This window comes from Rothia sp. 27098_8_29 (assembly GCF_041432785.1).
Classification (GTDB): domain Bacteria; phylum Actinomycetota; class Actinomycetes; order Actinomycetales; family Micrococcaceae; genus Rothia; species Rothia mucilaginosa.
The window spans coordinates 1-20,563 of sequence record NZ_JAPWAI010000002.1 but is presented as its reverse complement, the minus strand read 5'-3'; the positions used below and the strand labels follow the sequence as shown (position 1 = coordinate 20,563).

18 protein-coding genes are annotated in these 20,563 nt (G+C 58.2%); 15 read left to right on the top strand and 3 right to left on the bottom strand.

What is annotated here, in order from left to right:
* The first annotated feature begins 56 nt into the window (after window positions 1-56).
* The 3 genes from O3649_RS05150 (at window position 57) to O3649_RS05140 (ending at window position 4,579) form a co-directional block, all read left to right on the top strand.
* Window positions 57-1,907, top strand: coding sequence for a phosphoenolpyruvate carboxykinase (GTP) (locus O3649_RS05150; RefSeq protein WP_371573088.1), 1,851 nt, complete (start codon window positions 57-59; stop codon window positions 1,905-1,907).
* A 375-nt stretch (window positions 1,908-2,282) separates the two neighbouring features.
* Entirely contained in the window at window positions 2,283-2,753 is a 471-nt protein-coding gene (locus O3649_RS05145) for an Rrf2 family transcriptional regulator (RefSeq protein ID WP_371573086.1), read from the top strand.
* A gap of 644 nt (window positions 2,754-3,397) precedes the next feature.
* A complete protein-coding gene (locus O3649_RS05140; protein ID WP_371573084.1) occupies window positions 3,398-4,579 on the top strand; it encodes an FAD-binding oxidoreductase in 1,182 nt (393 codons plus the stop codon).
* Window positions 4,580-4,735: 156 nt separating this feature from the next.
* On the opposite strand, the gene O3649_RS05135 is transcribed toward O3649_RS05140, so the two are convergent.
* On the bottom strand, window positions 4,736-6,142 hold the full coding sequence (locus O3649_RS05135; RefSeq protein WP_070505923.1) for a phosphomannomutase/phosphoglucomutase: 1,407 nt from the start codon (window positions 6,140-6,142) through the stop codon (window positions 4,736-4,738).
* Between the two features lie 137 nt (window positions 6,143-6,279).
* On the opposite strand from O3649_RS05135, the gene manA reads away from it, so the two are divergent.
* From manA to O3649_RS05120, 3 genes are all read left to right on the top strand, one after another.
* Window positions 6,280-7,467, top strand: coding sequence for a mannose-6-phosphate isomerase, class I (gene manA / locus O3649_RS05130; protein ID WP_371573081.1), 1,188 nt, complete (start codon window positions 6,280-6,282; stop codon window positions 7,465-7,467).
* A gap of 298 nt (window positions 7,468-7,765) precedes the next feature.
* Window positions 7,766-8,035 (top strand): ACT domain-containing protein, encoded by a 270-nt coding sequence (locus O3649_RS05125; RefSeq protein ID WP_049357750.1) that lies wholly within the window; start codon window positions 7,766-7,768, stop codon window positions 8,033-8,035.
* Window positions 8,036-8,044: 9 nt separating this feature from the next.
* The gene (locus O3649_RS05120) at window positions 8,045-9,400 is read left to right on the top strand and encodes a PFL family protein (protein WP_371573079.1); all 1,356 of its coding nucleotides are present in this window, start codon (window positions 8,045-8,047) and stop codon (window positions 9,398-9,400) included.
* Window positions 9,401-9,548: 148 nt separating this feature from the next.
* Here O3649_RS05120 and O3649_RS05115 read toward each other — a convergent pair whose 3' ends face one another.
* Together O3649_RS05115 and tmk are read right to left on the bottom strand one after the other, a co-directional pair.
* Window positions 9,549-10,691 (bottom strand): DNA polymerase III subunit delta', encoded by a 1,143-nt coding sequence (locus O3649_RS05115; protein ID WP_371573077.1) that lies wholly within the window; start codon window positions 10,689-10,691, stop codon window positions 9,549-9,551.
* Complete coding sequence (gene tmk, locus O3649_RS05110; RefSeq protein ID WP_371573075.1) at window positions 10,688-11,404, bottom strand: dTMP kinase; 717 nt, start codon at window positions 11,402-11,404, stop codon at window positions 10,688-10,690. Before tmk ends, O3649_RS05115 begins: the two co-directional genes overlap by 4 nt.
* A 160-nt stretch (window positions 11,405-11,564) precedes the next feature.
* Here tmk and O3649_RS05105 point away from each other — a divergent pair, with 160 nt between their 5' ends.
* The 9 genes from O3649_RS05105 (at window position 11,565) to rlmB (ending at window position 20,051) form a co-directional block, all read left to right on the top strand.
* Window positions 11,565-12,767, top strand: a complete 1,203-nt coding sequence (locus tag O3649_RS05105; protein ID WP_371573073.1) for a PLP-dependent aspartate aminotransferase family protein — start codon at window positions 11,565-11,567, stop codon at window positions 12,765-12,767.
* 48 nt (window positions 12,768-12,815) lie between these two features.
* Window positions 12,816-13,133 carry a DUF2516 family protein gene (locus O3649_RS05100; RefSeq protein ID WP_303688541.1) on the top strand — a complete coding sequence of 106 codons (318 nt, stop codon included), beginning with the start codon at window positions 12,816-12,818 and terminating at the stop codon, window positions 13,131-13,133.
* Window positions 13,134-13,353: 220 nt separating this feature from the next.
* Window positions 13,354-14,091, top strand: a complete 738-nt coding sequence (locus O3649_RS05095; protein ID WP_298489818.1) for a phosphoglyceromutase — start codon at window positions 13,354-13,356, stop codon at window positions 14,089-14,091.
* 167 nt (window positions 14,092-14,258) lie between these two features.
* Window positions 14,259-15,401: a cell wall metabolism sensor histidine kinase WalK gene (locus tag O3649_RS05090; protein WP_012904157.1), complete on the top strand. Its 1,143-nt coding sequence runs from the start codon at window positions 14,259-14,261 to the stop codon at window positions 15,399-15,401.
* A 41-nt stretch (window positions 15,402-15,442) separates the two neighbouring features.
* Window positions 15,443-16,126, top strand: a complete 684-nt coding sequence (locus O3649_RS05085; RefSeq protein ID WP_005507150.1) for a response regulator transcription factor — start codon at window positions 15,443-15,445, stop codon at window positions 16,124-16,126.
* A 15-nt stretch (window positions 16,127-16,141) separates the two neighbouring features.
* The gene (gene ispD / locus O3649_RS05080) at window positions 16,142-16,885 is read left to right on the top strand and encodes a 2-C-methyl-D-erythritol 4-phosphate cytidylyltransferase (protein WP_314929501.1); all 744 of its coding nucleotides are present in this window, start codon (window positions 16,142-16,144) and stop codon (window positions 16,883-16,885) included.
* Window positions 16,886-16,974: 89 nt separating this feature from the next.
* Entirely contained in the window at window positions 16,975-17,457 is a 483-nt protein-coding gene (gene ispF, locus O3649_RS05075; protein WP_049327308.1) for a 2-C-methyl-D-erythritol 2,4-cyclodiphosphate synthase, read from the top strand.
* A gap of 93 nt (window positions 17,458-17,550) precedes the next feature.
* A complete protein-coding gene (gene cysS, locus O3649_RS05070; RefSeq protein ID WP_044146129.1) occupies window positions 17,551-18,969 on the top strand; it encodes a cysteine--tRNA ligase in 1,419 nt (472 codons plus the stop codon).
* Between the two features lie 95 nt (window positions 18,970-19,064).
* Window positions 19,065-20,051, top strand: a complete 987-nt coding sequence (gene rlmB, locus O3649_RS05065) for a 23S rRNA (guanosine(2251)-2'-O)-methyltransferase RlmB (protein ID WP_371573069.1) — start codon at window positions 19,065-19,067, stop codon at window positions 20,049-20,051.
* The last annotated feature ends 512 nt before the right edge of the window (window positions 20,052-20,563 follow it).

Here is a 20,563-nt window from a genome sequence, read left to right as displayed (position 1 = left end):
CAGACCTATCCGGATCAACGTAGTATCCGGGCCACCAATCGAAGGGGAAAACGTCAATGGCTGACACCTCAACTCGTACTCTCTCTGCTGAGCTCGAAAAGGAGCTGCAGAGCGCACCCACTACCCACCAGGGCCTTCTGGACTGGGTTCGCGAAGTTGCGGCCCTGACCCAGCCCGCACACATCTACTGGGTCGATGGCACCCAGGAAGAATACGACCGCCTCGCTCAGGAACTGGTCGACGCTGGCACCTTTGTTCGCCTGAGCGATCACGAATTCCCGAACTCTTACGCAGCTTTCTCCGATCCTGACGACGTTGCACGTGTCGAGGAGCGCACCTTCATCTGCTCCGAGACTGAAGAAGGCGCAGGCCCGACCAACAACTGGCGCGACCCCGTCGAAATGAAGCAGACCCTGACCGGTCTGTTCGAGGGCTCCATGCGCGGTCGTACCATGTACGTCATTCCCTTCGTCATGGGCTCCCTGAAGGCTAAGAACCCCAAGATTGCTGTTGAGCTCAGCGACTCCGCATACGTTGTCTGCTCCATGCGCATCATGGCAACCATCGGTAAGGACGTTCTTGCCAAGCTGAACGAGACCAACGGCTTCTTCGTCAAGGCTCTGCACAGTGTTGGTGCACCCCTGGAGCCCGGTCAGGAAGATGTTCCCTGGCCTTGCAACCCCGAGAAGTACATCGTCCAGTTCCCCGAGACCCGCGAAATCTGGTCCTTCGGCTCCGGCTACGGCGGTAACGCACTGCTCGGTAAGAAGTGCTACGCACTGCGTATCGCATCCGTTATCGGTCGCGACGAGGGCTGGATGGCAGAGCACATGCTCATCCTGAAGGTCACCAACCCCGAGGGCAAGGTTCGCTACATCTCCGCAGCGTTCCCCTCTGCATGTGGCAAGACCAACTTCGCAATGATGGAGCCCACCATTGACGGCTGGAAGGCTGAGATGGTCGGCGACGACATCGCATGGATCGAGTTCGACGAGAGCCACCAGGCACGCGTGGTCAACCCCGAGGCTGGCCTGTTCGGTGTGGCACCGGGTACCGGTTACTCCACCAACCCGAATGCTATGAAGGCTATTGCTAAGGGCAACACCATCTTCACCAACGTTGCACTGACTGACGACGGCTCCGTCTGGTGGGAGGGCAAGACCGACGAGGCTCCCGCTCACCTGATTGACTGGACCGGTAAGGACTGGACCCCCGAGTCTGGCCGCCCGGCAGCTCACCCGAACTCCCGCTTCTGCACCCCCGCATCCCAGGTCGACATGCTCGCTCCCGAGTACTACGACCCCGAGGGTGTGCCGCTGAGCGCTATCGTTCTGGGCGGTCGCCGCAAGACCACCATCCCGCTGGTTTCTGAGTCTGAGAGCTGGGAGCAGGGCGTGTTCCGCGCTGTCACTCTGTCCTCTGAGACCACTGCGGCTGCTAAGGGCGCCGTCGGCGTGATTCGCCGCGACCCGATGGCTATGCTGCCGTTCATCGGTTACAACGCTGGTGACTACTTCAAGCACTGGATTGACCTGGGCAAGAAGCACGGCGCTGAGAACATGCCGAAGGTCTACTACGTCAACTGGTTCCGCCGCACCCCCGATGGTGGCTTCGCATGGCCCGGCTTCGGCGAGAACTCTCGCGTTGTGAAGTGGATCTTCGACCGCCTGGACGGCAAGGCTGGCGGCGAGGAGACCTTCCTGGGCACCGTTCCCACCAAGGAAGACCTGGACCTGACCGGTCTGGAGATCTCCGAGGAGGAGCTGAAGGCTGCTCTGGCTGTCTCGAAGGACGAGTGGGCTGCTGAGTTGCCCGGCATCGACGAGTGGCTGGCTAAGTTCGGCGACAAGCTTCCCGCCGAGGTTCGCGAGCAGCGCGATGCTCTGGCAAAGGCCCTGGAGGGCTAATCCTTCGAAGGAACTAAAACTCTTCGCTGAGCCGTATGGTTGAGCGTTTGGAAGGGGTGGAATCTCACTGTGAGGTTCCGCTCCTTCCTTCCTTTTATGGGAAGGTTTTGAATCCCCGTCAGATGGGAACCGCCGAGTTTCTCTTGGAGCTATGAGTGTAAGGCTATGCAGTCTACTTGTTCTTGAAAAATACTCTAAAGACATTGGGAGGGTGGCGAGAATGCGATAGTGGGTAATCCTGATTTCTTGCACTCTCACTGCACCGATACAATGCCAATGTAAGATTTTGAGCGCTCTGTGCCTTGGCTGGTTCGGAGCATTTGTTGCCGTCGATGTAGAAGCGGCGGTATCACGAGAAAGATAGAAGGAGTATCCATGCGTTTGACAGCATTTTCGGATGTCTCGCTCCGCGTTCTGATGCTCCTGTCTGCCCTGGAGCCCGGCCAGAAGCTTTCTACCCAGAAGATTGCTGAGGGAGTGGATACCCCCTACAACCATGTGGCGAAGGCTGTGGCCTTCCTCGTGAACATGGGTTATTTGGATTCGACCCGCGGTCGTTCCGGCGGCGTTATGCTCTCGGATGCGGGCCGCTCTGCGACCGTCGGCACTGTTCTTCGTGCTACTGAGGGTGATATTCCCATGATTGAGTGCGAGGATGAGAATGGCCACTGTCCGTTGGATAAGTTCTGCCGCCTGCGCAATGTTTTGGCGAAGGCTCGTGAGGCGTTCTACGCATCGGTTGATTCGGTCGTCATTAGCGAGCTGACCGCTGGTGCGCGCCCTGTTGGTCCGGTATTTGTGGAGCTAGACTTCGCGCCTCCGGAGAATGCGCTGACTGTGCGCTAAGCCTGCACGCTAAAGGAATACGTGGTACCTGTGGAGCTTTCCGGTGGGAGGCTCCATAGAGTTTTTAACATGAAGTTTAGGGTGTTTCTGCGGTTGATGCGGGGGCTGCTGGGCAGTTCACGCGGGGGTCGCGCGGCTTTCTTGCAGGGGTTTCTTGCAGGGTTTTCGAGGGGATCGGGGAGTATTTTGCCGCTGCTTGCGTGACTGCTGGAACCTGCGTGAGTCCTAAATTTATGCAGTAAATGCAGAATATTGCAAATTTGCTTTTCAAATGCAGAAAATGTGACCATATTCATTTTTGCACCACATTGCATACTTTCCTGGGTAAATATATTTTCACTCCGGTATTTTTATACATGTTTCCAGGCTGGTCACCCGCCGATTGTAGAAGTGTGGCTGAAAATATATAGTGTGACGCGCAACTCTATCTTTGAGTCAGGGTGAACCATAAGTCGCATCCACAGTGCCAAATAACCCTCAGAGCATGACCTGCACTCAGCGCAAACACCCCGCAAAATGCTACGGTAAGGGTGCTTTATAAACACTCCGTCACCAACTGAGCTGTCCGAGTGAACGCCCCAGCATCACACATATCAAGGGCATCATCACAACGACCAGGTGACCACACAGGAAGAAGGCAAGACATGCTCTCCGAGAAGTCCCGCCCCATTATTGAGGCAACGCTGCCCATCATTGCTGAGCGCATCAACGACATCACCCCCGACTTCTACCGTCGAATGTTCGCCGCTCGCCCCGACCTGATGGACGGCATGTTCTCCCGCTCCTCCCAGCTCGAAGGCACCCAGCCCCGCGCACTTGCAGGCTCCATCGCTGTGTTCGCTTCCTACATCGTTGAGCACCCGGACTCCTACCCCGACGAAGTCCTCTCCCGCGTTGCTCACAAGCACGCCTCCCTGGGTCTGAAGGAAGAAGAGTACCCCACCGTCTACAAGTACCTCTTCGAGGCAATCGCCGCTAACCTGGGCGACCTGGCTACCCCCGAAATCGTTGAGGCATGGACCGAGGTCTACTGGCTCATGGGCAACGCCCTCATCAAGCTGGAGAAGGGCCTGTACGCATCCCAGGCAAACGATGTCATGTTCGCACCCTTCAAGGTCGTTGACCGTAAGGAGATCGGCGAGAACGTCGTCGTGCTGACCTTCGAGCCCGCCGATGAGACCCCCATGACCGAGTCCAAGGGCGGCCAGTACATCTCCATCGTCGTTCCCGCACGTGACGGTCTGCGCCAGGCACGCCAGTACACCCTGCTGCCCAGCGAAAAGAACCAGCGCCGCATCGGTGTGAAGCTCGACCCCAACGGCGAGATGACCTCCATCCTGCACGAACTGAAGATCGGCGACGTCGTCGAGATCTCTAACCCCTACGGTGACCTGACTCTGGAAGGCTTCGGCAACCCCGAGGCACCCCTGTACCTCTTCTCCGCAGGTATCGGCACCACCCCCATGCTCAGCTTCCTCTCCGAGCTGATTGAGAAGGGCTCCCAGCGCCCCGTAACCGTAGTTCACGCGGACCGTAGCCTGGACACTTGGCCCCTGCGCGAAGAGCTCACCGAGCTCGTCAACAAGCTGCCCAACGCACGCCTCATCTCGTTCATCGAGGGTGAGGGCGGCGACTTCGCCGGCCGTGTCGACGTGTCCAAGCTGGACGTGCCCTCCGACGCTAACGTTTACCTCTGCGGCCCGCTGCCCTTCATGCAGGGCGTACGCTCCGCACTGGTGGAGGCAGGCGTCCCCGGCAAGAACATCAACTACGAGATCTTCGGCCCCGACCAGTGGATGCTCCACGACCAGGCTCGCGAAGCGTAAAAACCCCGTAAGCCGGCTCGTCCGCTAGGTTCCTTAAACCCGGCTAGGTTCTCCTCTTAGACAGAAGAACCTAGCCGGGTTTTTAGAACTCAAAATAAAAAGTCCCGCCCCGCAGACGAATCTGCGGGGCGGGACTTTTTAGTAGCTAGCTAGTGCTTAGCCCTGGCGAACCAGAGCCAGAACCTCGTCGCGGACGCGCTCCATAGTCGCAACATCCGGTGCCTCAAGGTTCAGGCGCAGGAAAGGCTCGGTGTTCGAAGGACGCAGGTTAACCCACCAACCCTCTTCGGTGTTGGTGAAGGTGGTGCCGTCGGAGTCCTCAACAACCACGGGAGCGTTAGCGTAGTGTGCACGCACGCGGTCCACAGCGGCAGCCTTGTCTTCCAGCTCGGAGTTAATCTCACCGGAAGCAACGTACGGGGAGTACTTCGCGCTGATCTCGGAGAGGGGCTTGTCGCCGCCACCCAGAGCAGCCAGCACGTGCATTGCAGCGAGCATGCCGGTGTCTGCGTTGAAGAAGTCCTTGAAGTAGTAGTGAGCGGAGTGCTCGCCACCGAAAACGCCGTTCTCCTCAGCCATAACAGCCTTGATGAAGGAGTGGCCCACGCGGGTCTTCACTGCGCGGCCGCCCAGCTTCTCAACCAGCTCAGGAACAGCCTTCGAAGTAATCAGGTTGTAAATGATAACGGGCTCTTCGTTGCCCTCAGCCTTCGCACGAGCAATCTCGCGCTCAGCAACCAGAGCGGTCACAGCCGAAGGAGTAACGGGCTCGCCCTTCTCGTCGATGACGAAGCAGCGGTCAGCGTCGCCGTCGAATGCCAGACCAATGTCGGCACCGTGCTCAACAACAGCCTTCTGCAGGTCAACCAGGTTAGCCGGCTCCAGCGGGTTAGCCGGGTGGTTCGGGAAGGTACCGTCCAGCTCGAAGTACAGGGGAACGATTTCCAGGGGCAGGCCCGGCAGGATGGTGTCGCCCAGAACAGCGGGAGTGGTCATACCACCCATACCGTTACCAGCGTCAACAACAACCTTCAGGGGGCGGATGGAAGACAGATCAACCAGCTTGCGCAGGTACTCTGCGTAAGGCTTGAGGATGTCCTTCTCAGAAACGGTGCCGACCTTCTCCACCGAAGGAATCTCGCCCGCATCCAGGTACTTCTGAGCCAGATCGCGAATATCGAACAGACCGGACTCGGAAGACAGGGGAACAGCGCCAGCCTTAGCCATCTTCATGCCGTTGTACTCTGCGGGGTTGTGGCTAGCGGTGAAGGTAACACCGGCAGCGTTCTCAACGCCACATGCGAAGTACAGAACGTCAGTGGAGATCAGGCCGATCTTCTCAACATTTGCACCGCGAGCGGTTGCACCCTGGGCGAATGCATCCATGAATTCGGGGGAGGAGGGGCGCATGTCGCCACCGACCAGGATGGTCTGGCCCTCCAGGCCCAGAATGTCTACGAAAGCCGCGCCAGTGGCACGAACAGTCTCTGCGGTAATGGTCTCGCCGACGATGCCACGCACGTCGTACGCTTTGAATGAGTCATGTAGATTAATAGTAGTCACGCCTTTTATTTTAGCGGTAAAGAAGTGTAATTAGCCTCTATAATGGGCAGGTAAAACCTTATAAATTCTGCTGAATGTATGGGTTTTTTATCACGTCACTTGCTTCAAACAACTCACGTCGAGAGGTATTTTCCCCCATGGGTGAGATTTTTTCCCTAAAAAACCAGATTCAGAATTATGCGTGGGGCTCCCGCGAAATTCTCGGACGCATGCGTGGCGTGCCTGTCCCCACCGAACAGCCTGAGGCTGAGGTGTGGGTTGGCGCGCATCCGGCTGCGCCTTCCCGTGCCACCGTTGATGGCGCTGAATCCCCGCTTAACGAGCTGATCCAGGCTGAGCCGTCCCGTTTCTTGCGCCCGGACCGTACCTCTGACTGGTTCCCCTTCCTCTTTAAGATCCTTGCGATTGATGCACCCCTGTCGATTCAGGTGCACCCCACCCCCGAGCAGGCTATTGCCGGCTTCGAGGATGAGCAGGCACGCGGCATCGCGATTGATGCGCCGCACCGCAACTACAAGGACCGCTACTCCAAGCCTGAAACCGTCATCGCCCTGACCCAGATGCGCGTGCTCACCGGTGTGCGCACCTCCGAGCAGCTGGCAGAACTGGCGAAGGCATTCAAGGCTGACTGGCTGGCAGAGCGCGTGGAGCTTACCCCCAAGCAGCTGTTGACCGAGATTATTCGCATGCCCGAAGACGCTGCCGCAACCGCTGTTGAACAGCTCGTCGAGGTGGCAGCACAGCTGACCGGCTCCGACAACGCACGCATCGCTGACGCAGCTGAGCTCGTGCAGATCGTTGCCGGCAAGTACCCCGGTGACCGCGGTCTGCTCGTCGCCTTCGTCATGAACCTGGTTCACCTGGCACCGGGCGAATCCGCCTTCACCCCCGACGGTCAGGTGCACGCCTACGTCTCCGGTACCGCTATTGAGCTGATGAACCCCTCCGATAACGTGATGCGCGCGGGCCTGACCGCAAAGCACATCGACACCGAGGAGCTCATCAAGGTTCTCGGCGAAAGCCAGGACGTCCCCGTGATTCAGCGACCCACCCCCGATAACGCACCCGTGGGCACCTATGCCATGTGGGATGCGCGCATGAGCGTAACCCGCATCCGCGTTGAAGAGGGCAAGCCGCAGGAATACACCTTCGAGGGTATTAGTGCCGCACTGAGCGTATCCGGTGAAATCACCATTCACGCAGCAGACGGCAACGGCTCCGAAGAGTTTGTGCTGGGCGCCACCGAGTCGGTACTGCACGTGGGTGAGCCCTCCGAGGCAACCCTGAGCGGTAATGGCGAGCTGTACATTGCTTCTTATGTTTAGGAAATAATCCTCGATAACTAAAACTTCTAGATAGTTATAACTAGCCAGATATAAGGAGTGTCGAAAGATACTTCAAGACTGGCACATAATAAAGAATCCACGTTCTTCCCTGTATTTATTCAGACCGGGAAGGCGTGGATTTTTTATGCCCCGAATATGGGAGGCAGGGGATATTTTTGTGCCTACCCTGCACAGTGTGTTCTGGGTAACCTATAATTGCTCTTATAAATATGCGTGTACCTGTGCCTTTATGCACCTCTTCATTGGGTACGCATCCCCAAACCACTAGGAGAACACCGTGAAGATCATCCTCACCGTCACAGGCATCGACCACGAAGGCATCATCGCCGCTGTGACCGCAACCCTCGCCGAGCGCAAGGTCAACGTCCTCGACGTCTCCCAGACCATCATGGGCGAATACTTCACCATGATCATGCACTGCTCCTTCGACGAAACCCAGCAGAACCTCATCGACCTGCAGGAAGCCATGACCGGTGTCGAACACGAACAGAAGGTCCAGATTCGCATCCAGGCAGAATCCATCTTCAAGGCAATGCACACCATCTAGGCAGCCACCATGATGAATGACAATATTCTTGAAACCATCCGAATGATCGAGGAGCAGAAGCTCGACATTCGCACCGTCACCATGGGCATCTCCCTGCTCGACTGCGCCGACTCCGACGGCGAAGTAGCCCGCCGCAAGATTTACGACAAGATCACCAGCCGCGCGGCAAACCTCGTCAGCGTTTGCGAAGGTATCGAAGCCGAACTCGGCATCCCGATTGTCAACAAGCGCATCGCCGTCACCCCCATCGCACTGGTGGCAGGCGCCTCCAACGATGAGGACTACGTGGAGTTCGCCCGCACCCCCGACGCAGCTGCTAAGGCAGTCGGCGTGAACTTCGTCGGTGGCTTCAGCGCCCTCGTCGACAAGGGCATGACCCCCGCCGATGAAAAGCTGATTCGCTCCATCCCGCGAGCGCTCGCAGAAACCGACGTGGTCTGCTCCTCCGTGGATATCGGATCCTCCCGCGCTGGCATCAACATGAGCGCCGTCAAACTCATGGGCGAAACCATCCGCACCACCGCAGACCTGACTGCGGACACGCACGGCTTCGGCTGCGCCAAGCTCGTCGTCTTCGCGAACGCCGTCAGCGACAACCCCTTCATGGCGGGCGCATTCCACGGCGTGCAGGAGGCAGACACCACCATCTCCGTAGGTGTCTCCGGCCCCGGCGTCGTACACCGCGCCCTGCAGAAGGTCCGCGGCGAATCCTTCGACACTTGCGCCGAAGAAATCAAAAAAGCAGCCTTCAAGATTACCCGCGTCGGCCAGCTGGTCGGTACCCTCGCCTCCGAGCGTCTGGGCGTACCCTTCAACATTATTGACCTCTCCCTGGCACCCACCGCAGAGATTGGCGACTCGGTCGCACACATCCTCGAAGAGATGGGTCTGGAAACCGTCGGTACCCACGGCACTGTTGCGGCCCTCGCGTTGCTCAACGACGCGGTGAAGAAGGGCGGCCTCATGGCGTGCTCGAACGTCGGTGGCCTCTCCGGGTCCTTCATCCCGATCTCTGAGGACATCGGCATGATTGAATCCGCAGCCGCCGGACACATCAGCCTCGACAAGCTTGAAGCGATGACCGCCATCTGCTCGGTGGGTCTGGACATGGTCGCGGTTCCCGGCGAGACCCCCGCCGCCACCCTCGCAGCAATGATTGCCGACGAAGCAGCAATCGGCGTGATGAACCACAAGACCACCGCGGTCCGCGTCATCCCGGCGGTTGGTCTGAGCGTAGGCGACATGGTTGAGTTCGGCGGCCTGCTCGGTCGAGCACCCGTCATGCCCACCCACACCCCCAGCGCGGAGGCGTTCATCGCCCGCTGCGGTCGTATTCCGTCGCCGGTTCACGGTTTCCGCAACTAAGTTTGATTCCGTAACTAAGCTCGAATCCGCAACTAATCTCGCTTCCGTAACTAAGCCCTAAGTGCGCTGAGAACCAACAGAAAAAAGGGGGAGGCACCGAAGATTATCTCTTCGGGGCCTCCCCTTCGTTGTATGAGCTACTAAGAAACTACTGATACACGAAGCGGCTCATTAACGCCTCAAGCGCCAAACGCGCATTCGCGTTCGTCCGCAGACGACGCAGAGTCAGCTCGACCGCCTGCACATCCTCCAGCAGCTGCTGGGCGGAACGGCGGGTGCAGAACGCCTCCAGAGGCTCACGCAAATGCTCATTGACCAGCGGAGCCTTCGCCGACAGAGCCACTGTCAACGCATCACGCAGAACCGTCTGAACCTGCGCCACGGAACGCAACAGCGTATCGGAGGAAACGCGCTTAGCGCGGCGCTTCTGTTGCTCCTCCAGACGGCGAACCTGCGCTCGCAAGGACGGCGAAACGCGCTCGCCCTCGCGGATACCCAGCAGCGCTAGAAGCTCCTGGCGTTCCTGCTCATCCTTGAGAGCGGAGACAGCCTGTGCATCCTGGTCGGCAAGGTCGGTGAGCTTCTCAGTTGCGTTGAAAGCCGAAGAAATAGAACGAACATTCAGAATTAGGGAAGTAATCAACTCCCGACGAGCCATCGCCTGCTCATCGGTCGCCAAACGGTACCCTTCCTGCGCATCACCCAGAGCCAGACGCGCCGCACGCTGCGCCAAAGGATCCACCACACCGTGCGCCAGCAAATACTCGTGCACCTGCGCATCGGTAGGAACCGGCAACTGCACCGGACGGCACCGCGAACGAATCGTCACCAGCACATCGGTGGGGGAGGGCGCCGTCAACAGCCAAATCGTATGCGGCGGCGGCTCCTCTATCGCTTTGAGCAACACGTTGGAGGTACGCTCCGGCATGCGCTCGGTGTCCTCAACCAGAATCACGCGCCAACGGCCCACGGTCGGGCGGTCCTGAGCCTTCATGACCAGCTCGCGCGCCTCATCAATGCTGATGTGCGTCGCCTCGGTACTAAAGTGCGTAAAATCTGCGTGCGAACCGTTCATGACGGTCACGCAGCCCTTGCACTGGCCGCATCCGCGGTTCTGCGGGTCGGGCTGCTCGCACAGTAGCGCGGCAGCGAAAATTTTTGCAGCCTCACGGTGAGGCGCACCGGTCGCGCCCGTGAAAAGCCAAGCGTGCGTGGGGCGGGCGGCGGCGGCATCCGTGTGTAGTTGCTGGAGCTTATCGGCGGGAATCAGCAGGGTATCCCAGAGGCTCATGAGTCCTCCTTACCGGTGCGGACCAGCTCGCGGGCGGCAAGCAGAGGCTCAATCACCTCGAGCACGCGCGCGTGCACCTGCTCAATCGTGCCCACACCATCAATGATGCGGTGCGAGCCGTTAGCGTCCTCGCGGGCGATTTGCTCGAACGCACCGTGAATGCGGGCCTTGAACGCGGCGCCTTCAGCCTCAATACGGTCGACGGTGCCGCGCTGATCCATGCGCTCCTGCTCGGCGCTCAACGGCACACTCAGCAGTAGGGTCGCGTCGGGCACCAGATTGGCGGTAGCCCAGCGGCTCAAATCGACGATGGTTTCAACACCCAGGTCACGGCCTACGCCCTGGTACGCGGCAGAAGAATCAATATAGCGGTCGCTCAGCACGATGGCGCCCTCAGCGAGCGCCGGACGAATCAACTGGGAGGCGTGAGCCGCGCGGGATGCCGCGAAAATCAGCGCCTCGGTGCGGTCGTCAATGGTATCCTGACCCGCTTCAAGGACGAGGGCACGCAGCTTTTCGCCAATCTCGGTGCCGCCGGGTTCGCGGGTGGTGATGACACGGTATCCGCGGTCGCGTAGTGCTTCATCCAGCAGAGCGAGCTGGGTGGTTTTGCCGGCGCCGTCGCCTCCTTCGACCACGATAAAAAGCCCGCGGCGACCGGTCGGGTCGGCGGGAAGATTCTGCGCATCGGGGGTGTAGCTGAGAGTATCCATCACTTCTTAAGGGTACCGGGTCTGCCCAAATCCTCGGTGTGGCTTTGGTGACGGTTCTGAACAACGCTGAGTGTGCCTGTAGGTAAAAAACATGTAAATCCTGTCCTCTGTTACCGGCGTGGGCGTGCGTTCTGGGCGTGGGTGTGCCAGGCTTAAAAGCATGACTGCAGATAACCACGACATGAATTACTCCGCTGAGACCTTCGTCGTCTCCGGCGGCCGCCCGGCACACGAGCATGACGCGCCGGTGAACCCCCCGATTGTTCTTTCTTCCACCTACCGCGGCGTGGACGCCGTGAACATTGAGCAGGACCGCGTGTACGCCCGCTTCTCGAACCCCACTTGGGAGGGCATGGAAGAGGTTGTTGCCAAGCTGGAGAACGCTACCCAGCCGGGTCTGCTGTTCCCCTCTGGTATGGCTGCTGTCGCTGCTGTCATCGACCTGGTGCCGGTTGGTTCCATTGTTCTGATTCCGAAGCACGCATACATGGCGTCGGTGACCCTGTGCAAGGATTTGGAGCGCCGCGGCATCATTGAGCTTGTTCGCGTGGACATTGAAGACACCGAGAGCGTTATCGCCGCTATGGAGGATGCCGCATCCCGCACCGGCGTGACCCCGGAGAACGTGAACTACTCGGCACCGAAGGTCCTGGCGTGGCTGGAAAGCCCCACGAACCCGATGCTTGAGGTCGCTGACCTGCCTGCCCTGCTTTCTGCTGCTCGCCGCCTGGGCATTGTGACCGCGGTGGATAATACCTTCGCAACCCCAATTCTGCAGCGTCCCCTGGATTTGGGTGCTGACGTGGTGGTTCACTCCGCTACGAAGTTCCTGGCGGGCCACTCCGATGTGCTGCTGGGTATGGCTCTGACCTCGAACGAGGATCTGTACAAGGCGATGCGTCACCACCGCATCACCAACGGCGCAATCCCCGGTCCGGTGGAGGCGTGGCTTGGTTTGCGCGGTCTGCGCACTCTGGCACTGCGTGTGGAGCGTGCTGTAGAGAACGCGCAGGTTCTCGCAGAGCGTTTGAGCGAGCACCCCTTCGTGACTGAGGTGCGTTACCCGGGTCTGGAGAGCGACCGCGGTCATGAGGTTGCGAAGAAGCAGATGGATGGTTTCGGTGCGATTTTGTGCGTCACCCTGGATACCGACGCATCGGGTGCCCGTAACGTCGTGGAGGCGTTGAAGCTGTGGACCCCGGCAACCTCTCTGGGCGGCGTGGAGTCTCTCGTGGAGCGTCGCCGTCGCCACGGTAACGAGCCGGATTCGATTCCCGAATCCCTGCTTCGCCTGTCGGTAGGTATTGAGAACGTCGATGACCTTTACAATGACTTGGTTGAGGCCTTTAAGGCTGTCCGCTAGGCACTTTGCTAGGGTTGTCTAGAGAAGCTGCTGATTCTAAGGAATACTATGTCTCCTATTCTGTTGGTCATCTATGTGACCACTCTTATCGATGTGCTACTGGCTGTTGCCGGCGCTGTGGTTGGTGTGCTGGCTTTTGTGCGTGCGTGGATGTCTCCGGCGAACGCGTACGATTTTGCCGGTAAGCGCCCGAAGAACACATGGCTGGCTTTGACCGGTGGTTCTGCTGCGGTGTCGCTGTTTAGCGTTTTTGCTGCGGTGACTGGCGGCGGTAATACTGTGCTGATTCTTCAGCTGGTTGCTGCTGTGATTAGCTGCGTGTTCCTGGCTGGTGTGTGGCCTTCGGTGGGTCGCCGCCGTTTCTAGCGTTAGCTTTTGCGCTCGCTTTGTGCGATAGATGGTGAAGCCTCGCGCGCTGTCTGATGGGTTTGTCCCGGTCGGATGGTGTGCGGGGCTTTTCCCTTTTCTGGCGGGGTTTTTGAGCCTTTCGTTCTGGTAGAAAAGACCCTTATAAATTTTTGGGAGAATGCATATTTTCTAGGCTCTAAGGCATGACAAACCGGCGGGTAAATGAAAAAATAGAGGTATGACTTACAAACTAGTACTCCTGCGCCACGGCCAGTCCGAGTGGAACGAGAAGAACCTGTTCACCGGCTGGGTGGACGTTAACCTGACCGATAAGGGCCGCGCTGAGGCTAAGCGCGGCGGCGAGCTGCTGGCAGAGCGCAACATCCTCCCCGATGTTGTTCACACCTCCCTGCAGCGTCGCGCAATCAACACCGCTAACCTTGCACTGGATGCAGCAGACCGTCTGTGGATTCCCGTCAAGCGCACCTGGCGCCTGAACGAGCGTCACTACGGTGCTCTGCAGGGTAAGAATAAGTCCGAGATCCGCGAGGAATACGGCGACGAGAAGTTCATGACTTGGCGTCGTTCCTACGACGTTCCGCCGCCCCCGCTGGACGACAACGACCCCTACTCGCAGGCACACGACCCCCGCTACGCGAATGTCGAGAACGCTCCCCGCACCGAGTGCCTGAAGGACGTTCTGGGCCGTATGCTTCCCTACTGGGAGTCGGACATCAAGCCCGACCTCGCAGCAGGCAAGACCGTTCTGGTTGCTGCACACGGTAACTCCCTGCGTTCGCTGGTCAAGCACCTCGAGGGTATTTCCGATGAGGACATCGCTGGCCTGAACATCCCCACCGGTATTCCGCTGTACTACGAGCTGGATGAGAACTTCCAGCCCGTCAAGCCCGGCGAGTACCTGGACCCCGAGGCTGCTAAGGACGCTATTGCTGCCGTAGCAAACCAGGGTAAGTAATACCTCCGGCAGGGTTTCACCCCTGTCATTGTGATGAGCCGTCCACCGTTGAGGTGGGCGGCTCATTGCGTTCTCGGCAGGGTTTCTGTACGGGGAGCCTGCCTGAGAAGACGGGCGTTCGCTCAAGTGCTGGGTATCCGCCACATTTATACTTATGGGGTACCCGAATGGAAGGGAAGTACATGGATGCCGGTCTGATCGCCTTTATTGCGGGCATGATAGGTCTGCTGGTGGGCGTCCTGAGCATGAATGCGGTGGCGCGTAGTGAGCGGGAGCAGGAGCGTAGTTTGGTGTCGGCGCCGGCGCTGCGTGATGGTGCCGCTCAGGTGCTTGCTGTGATTGGTCGCGCCTACCTGGTGATTGATGAGGTGGGCGGCGTGGTTCAGGCTTCTCCGGGTGCGTATGCGATGGGTTTGGTGCGTGGTCATACGGTGGCCTCTGATGAGTTGGCGGATATGATTCGCACGGTGCGTCATCGCGGTATTTTTGCGGAGCGTACTTTTGAGATTGACCGCGGTGAGGGTGAGGCGCTGGTCTTGGATGTGCGTGTTGCTTCGCTAGGTGACGAGTACATTCTGGTGCTCGCGGATGACCGCACTGAGATTTCTCGTGTGCAGCGTATGCGTAATGATTTTGTGGCGAATGTGTCGCATGAGTTGAAGACTCCGGTGGGTGCGGTGAGTCTGCTTGCGGAGGCTATTGAGCAGGCGAGTGATGACCCGGAGGCGATTGAGTATTTTGTGGGTCGTCTACATAAGGAGACGCGCCGCCTCTCTGCGCTGGTGCGTGACATTATTGAGCTTTCGCGTTTGCAGTCGACCGACGTGATTGCGCGTGGTGGTCCGGTGTCGGTGCCTTCTTTGGTGGCTGATGCGGTGGACCGTTCGCATATTGTGGCGGAGGAGAAGGACATTCAGATTTCTACCCGCATCGAGGAGGTCCCCGAGGTGTACGGTGACGCCGAGCTGCTCGGTATTGCTGTGCAGAACCTGGTGGAGAACGCGGTGCGTTATTCGCCGGAGCATACGAAGGTGGATATTTGGGTGCACCGTGTGGCTGATCAGCTGCTGGTTGAGGTTGCTGATCAGGGCGTGGGTATTCCGGAGGACGAGCAGAAGCGTATTTTTGAGCGTTTTTACCGGGTTGATCCGGCTCGTTCGCGTCAGACGGGCGGCACTGGTTTGGGCTTGAGCATTGTGAAGCATGTGATGACTCAGCACGGTGGTAGCGTGACGGTTCGGTCGATGCCGCAGGAGGGATCGACGTTTACGTTGGCGTTGCCGCTGAATGAGCCTCCGGCCGCAGTGTAGTGTTAGCGGTATAGGTTTTATGGAATCGAAGGAAGTTATTGATGTCTAAAATTCTGATTGTTGAGGACGAAGAGGCCCTCTCGGATCCCCTTGCGTTTTTGCTGGGTCGTGAGGGCTTCCAGACGATTGTTGTGGACAACGGTCTGGATGCTCTGCCGGTGTTTGACCGCGAGGGCGCAGATTTGGTGCTGCTGGATGTGATGCTTCCGGGCATGTCCGGTATGGAGGTGTGCCGCAAGCTGCGTGAGGTGTCTTCGGTCCCGATTATCATGCTGACCGCTAAGGACTCTGAGCTGGATAAGGTGCTCGGTCTGGAACTGGGCGCTGATGACTATGTGACGAAGCCGTATTCTGCGCGTGAGCTGATTGCTCGTATCCGCGCGGTGTTGCGTCGTCGTTCGGCGGAGACTGATTCTGCTACTGAGTCGGTGCTGCAGGGCGGCCCGGTGCGTATGGACATTGACCGCCACGTGGTGACGGTTAATGGTGAAGAGATTTCTATGCCGTTGAAGGAGTTTGAGCTCCTTGAGATTCTGCTGCGCAATGTGGGTCGTGTGATGACTCGTGGCCAGCTGATTGAGCGCGTGTGGGGGGCCGACTATGTGGGTGATACGAAGACCCTGGATGTGCATATTAAGCGTCTGCGTTCGAAGATTGAGCCGGATTCTTCTGCCCCGCAGTATGTGGTGACGGTTCGCGGCTTGGGCTATAAGTTCGAGGCGTAGGCGGGCTTGAGACTGATGAGTTCTGCTTCTGCGGCGAATACTGCTGTGATTGTTTTGGCGGCTGGTTCGGGTACTCGCCTGGGTGAGCCGATTCCGAAGGCTGCTGTGCGTGTGCATGGTCGTACCCTACTGGATTATGCGTTGGAGGGTGCGCTCGCTTCGGGTGTTGCTGAGCATGTGGTGGTGACTGTTCCTGCTGATTGTTCGGTGAGTTGCCCGGAGCTTTTGGAGGATGCCTGCCGTGCCGGTGCGTTGATTACTGCCGGCGGTGATACGCGTACGGCTTCGGTGGTTGCGGCGTTGGATGCTTTGAAGGATGCGCAGGTTCCGGTGGATTATGTGCTGATTCATGATTGCGCTCGTGCTTTTACTCCGCCGCAGGTGTATCACCGTGTGCTTGAGGGCTTGGGCGCTGAGAGCCCGCAGGGTGTTGTGCGTGCGGTGATTCCTGTGTTGCCGGTGGTGGATACGGTGAAGACCGTGGATTCTGCTGGTTTGGTGACGGGTACTCCTTCGCGTGCGCAGATGCGTGCGGTGCAGACTCCTCAGGGTTTTGAGGTGGCTGCCCTGTTGGCGGCGCATGAGCGTAGCCGTTCCCTGCCTGCTGAGGAGGCTGAGCTGTTGACTGATGATGCGATGGCGATGGAGGCGGCGGGCGAGCCGGTGTTGACGGTTGCCGGTGATGCGGATGCGTTTAAGGTGACGACTCCGATGGATTTGCGGGTTGCTCGCGCGCTGTTTGGTGATTCTGCTGCCTAACCCTGCCGCCTAACGCCTCTTGTACCTGCCTCTGTAGTGGGGCGGGCACTGCTGCTGAGAAGATTTTCGATCGATTGAAGGGTCCTGTGATGACTGTTATTCCTCGTGTTGGTACCGGTGTTGATGTCCACGCTTTTGGTGAGGAGGACACTCCTCTGTATATTGCTGGTCTGCATTGGCCGGGTGAGCGTGGTTTGAGCGGCCATTCTGATGGTGATGTGGTGGCTCATGCTGCCGCGGACGCTCTTTTTGCCGCCTCCGGCACGGGGGATTTGGGGTCTAATTTCGGCGTGGATCGCCCGGATATGAAGGGCGCTTCTGGTGTTCGTATTCTTTCTGAGGCTGCGGCGATTGTGCGTGCTGCTGGTTTTGAGATTGGTAATGTGAGCGTTCAGCTGGTGGGTAACCGCCCGAAGTTCTCTCCGCGCCGTGATGAGGCGAACCGTGTGCTGAGCGAGGCGGCGGGTGCTCCGGTGACGGTGATTGCGACGACTACTGACGGTTTGGGGTTGACGGGCCGCGGTGAGGGTGTGGCTGCTATTGCGACGGCGCTGGTGTATCCGCGTTTGTAGGTGCTTAGTTGCTTTGAGCCATTCTGTAACCTATCGCTGATTTACCGACCCGGCGTCTGAACCGACCCCGTAGAAACCCCGTAGAATGAGAGTGTGACTATGCGTTTTTATGATTCAGCTTCCGCGACTATTCGCGAGTTTGAGCCCGTCGTGCCCGGTGAGGCGCGTATCTATTATTGTGGTGCTACGGTGCAGGGTGAACCGCATCTGGGCCATATCCGTTCGGCGTTGGTTTTTGACCAGTTGAGCCGTTGGATGCGTTACCGCGGTTTGAAGGTGACGACGGTCCGCAATGTCACTGATATTGACGACAAGATTTTGGCGAAGTCTGCTGATTCTATGGAGCCCGGTTTTGAGGGTGAGTTCCCGAATGAGCAGTGGTGGGCGCTCGCGTACCGTTTTGAGAAGGTTTTTGCTCAGGCGTATGCGGCGTTGGGTATTGATCCGCCGACGTATGAGCCGCGTGCGACCGGTCATATTCCGGAGATGTTTGCTCTGATTCAGCGTCTGATTGATCGTGGCCACGCGTATCCTGCGCTGGATGATTCTGGTGATGTGTATTTTGATGTGCGTTCGTGGGATAAGTATGGTGCGCTGACGAATCAGAGCGTTGAGGATATGCAGGATTCTGCGGATGCTGATCCGCGCGGTAAGCGTGACCCTCGCGATTTTGCCCTGTGGAAGGGCTATAAGGAGGGTGAGCCGCTGACTGCTTCGTGGGAGTCTCCGTGGGGTCGCGGCCGTCCGGGCTGGCATCTGGAGTGCTCGGCGATGGCTGGTAAGTATTTGGGCTCGCGTTTCGATATTCACGGTGGCGGTTTGGATTTGCGTTTCCCTCACCATGAGAATGAGTTGGCGCAGTCGACTGCTGCTGGCGATGATTTCGCGAACTTCTGGATGCATAACGGCATGGTCACCTATGAGGGCGAGAAGATGTCGAAGTCTATCGGTAATACGATTTCGCCGGCGCAGATGCTGCAGATGGCCCGTCCGCTGGTGGTTCGTTATTACCTGGGTAGTGCGCATTACCGTTCGATTCTTGATTACCGTCCGTCGTCTCTGCAGGAGGCGGCAACCGCTATTGAGCGTGTTGAGGCGTTCCTTGCTGCAACTCAGGATGTGCTGAAGCCTGGTCGTGAGGTTCCGGAGGCTTTTGCCGAGGCTATGGATGATGACGTGAATATTCCACGTGCTTTGGCGGTTCTGCATGAGCAGACTCGTGCGGGTAATGCTGCGCTTGCTGCTGGTGAGGATGCTTCGGAGGCGGCGAATGCTGTGATGGCTATGGCTGAGGTTCTGGGTTTGGCGCAGCTGATGAGTTTTAATGCTGAGGGTACTTCGGGTGCTGAGCATGAGGCTCTGGATGCGCTGATTCAGGCTGTGTTGGCGGAGCGTGCTGATGCTCGTGCTCAGAAGGATTGGGCGAAGGCTGATGCGATGCGTGATCTGTTGGCGTCTGCTGGTGTGCAGGTGAAGGATGGCGCGAATGGTTCGAGCTGGAGCGTTGGCTAGAGGGTGATGTGCCCCGCGTTTGTGCGTAAGGCTTAGGTCGCGCGGGTTTCTCTCGCGTAGACTCGTATTCATTACTTTGACGAAGGAAGAGAAGAATGGCTAAGGCAGGTTCGCGCCCGGGCGCTACCACCAAGAAGAAGGGTGCTACTAAGGGCACTGGCGGTCACGGTCGTAAGGCGCTTGAGGGTAAGGGCCCTACTCCGAAGGCTGAGGACCGCGTTTATCACAAGGCGCATAAGATGAAGCGTGCGGCTGAGCGTCGTGCTGCTACCGGTACGAACCGTAAGTTCCAGACTCGTCTGGGCGGTAAGCGTGCTAGCGATGAGCTGGTGACTGGTCGTAATGCGGTGCTTGAGGCTCTGCGTACTGAGATTCCCTCGAAGCACTTGTACATCATGAGCCGTGTTGAGGTTGATGACCGCGTTCGCGAGATTATGACTATTGCGAATAAGCGCAATATTCCGATGCTGGAGATTCCGCGTAGCGAGCTGGATCGTTTGACTGATGGTTCTGTGCATCAGGGTGTTGCGATGCAGATTCCGCCGTACAAGTACCCGGATGCTACTGACCTCGTGCTGGATACTATGGAGCGTTGGCACTCGGGTAAGCTGTCGACTCCGCCGCTGTTTGTTGCTTTGGACGGTATTACTGATCCGCGTAACCTGGGTGCGATTATTCGTAGCGTGTCCGCGTTTAGCGGTGATGGCGTGATTATTCCTGAGCGTCGTTCGGCTGCTGTGACTGCTGGTGCGTGGAAGACTAGTGCTGGTGCGGCTGCTCGTATTCCTGTTGCGATGGCGACTAATCTGACTCGCGTGATTCAGCAGGCTAAGGAGCAGGGTATTTTCGTGATTGGTCTGGATGGCGGTGGCGATATTGAGCTGCCGGCTCTGGAGCTTGCGAATGAGTCGCTGTGCGTGGTGGTTGGTTCTGAGGGTAAGGGCCTGTCCCGCCTGGTGACTGAGAACTGCGATCAGATTGTGTCGATTCCGATTGATTCTGCGATGGAGTCTTTGAACGCAGCGATGGCTGTGGGCATTACTCTGTACGATGTTTCTCGTCGTCGCGCTTCCGCGAACTAGAGTTTTGAAGCTTGCGAGCTACGGGCTGTAGCTCTGTAGCTTGAACCCTATAGCTTGAATAAGGAGGGCGCCCCCGTGAGGGGGTGCCCTCCTTTTCTGTGCTCTTCTGCACTCTTCCCATATGTAGGTGCTCATATATAGGGAGGCTGCAGAGGGAGGGGGAGGTACAGAACCGGGAAGTGCAGCGGTACAGCGGTACAGAAGTGCAGGTGATATAGAGATTCCAGAGATGGGGGAGGGGCGGAGCCCCTCTTCCCATCTTTTCTTCCCGTCTTCTCTTCCTATCTTCTTGATGCTGAGGGGCTCTTCTGCCCTTCTATATGGGCTCTTTAGGGAGCTTCTGCAGGTTTTTGGGGGTCTTTTGAAGGTTTTTATACTTTTTTCAAAGAACTTTTGGGAGGCTTATCCTGCGTTGACTAGGCGTTTTAGTACTCTGTTCAAGTCAGAATGAACCTAAAGCCCCCTGTTTGTGTCCTAGTTCACTCTATTTCGGGTTGCAGACCCATTTCGGC

Excerpts from the sequence above, each read along its gene's own strand:
- O3649_RS05150 (WP_371573088.1), top strand. The coding sequence starts at position 57 with ATGGCTGACACCTCAACTCGTACTCTCTCTGCTGAGCTCGAAAAGGAG.
- O3649_RS05145 (WP_371573086.1), top strand. The coding sequence starts at position 2,283 with ATGCGTTTGACAGCATTTTCGGATGTCTCGCTCCGCGTTCTGATGCTC.
- O3649_RS05140 (WP_371573084.1), top strand. The coding sequence starts at position 3,398 with ATGCTCTCCGAGAAGTCCCGCCCCATTATTGAGGCAACGCTGCCCATC.
- manA (WP_371573081.1), top strand. The coding sequence starts at position 6,280 with ATGGGTGAGATTTTTTCCCTAAAAAACCAGATTCAGAATTATGCGTGG.
- O3649_RS05120 (WP_371573079.1), top strand. The coding sequence starts at position 8,045 with ATGATGAATGACAATATTCTTGAAACCATCCGAATGATCGAGGAGCAG.
- O3649_RS05115 (WP_371573077.1), bottom strand. The coding sequence starts at position 10,691 with ATGAGCCTCTGGGATACCCTGCTGATTCCCGCCGATAAGCTCCAGCAA.
- tmk (WP_371573075.1), bottom strand. The coding sequence starts at position 11,404 with ATGGATACTCTCAGCTACACCCCCGATGCGCAGAATCTTCCCGCCGAC.
- O3649_RS05105 (WP_371573073.1), top strand. The coding sequence starts at position 11,565 with ATGACTGCAGATAACCACGACATGAATTACTCCGCTGAGACCTTCGTC.
- O3649_RS05100 (WP_303688541.1), top strand. The coding sequence starts at position 12,816 with ATGTCTCCTATTCTGTTGGTCATCTATGTGACCACTCTTATCGATGTG.
- O3649_RS05095 (WP_298489818.1), top strand. The coding sequence starts at position 13,354 with ATGACTTACAAACTAGTACTCCTGCGCCACGGCCAGTCCGAGTGGAAC.
- O3649_RS05090 (WP_012904157.1), top strand. The coding sequence starts at position 14,259 with ATGGAAGGGAAGTACATGGATGCCGGTCTGATCGCCTTTATTGCGGGC.
- O3649_RS05085 (WP_005507150.1), top strand. The coding sequence starts at position 15,443 with ATGTCTAAAATTCTGATTGTTGAGGACGAAGAGGCCCTCTCGGATCCC.
- ispD (WP_314929501.1), top strand. The coding sequence starts at position 16,142 with ATGAGTTCTGCTTCTGCGGCGAATACTGCTGTGATTGTTTTGGCGGCT.
- ispF (WP_049327308.1), top strand. The coding sequence starts at position 16,975 with ATGACTGTTATTCCTCGTGTTGGTACCGGTGTTGATGTCCACGCTTTT.
- rlmB (WP_371573069.1), top strand. The coding sequence starts at position 19,065 with ATGGCTAAGGCAGGTTCGCGCCCGGGCGCTACCACCAAGAAGAAGGGT.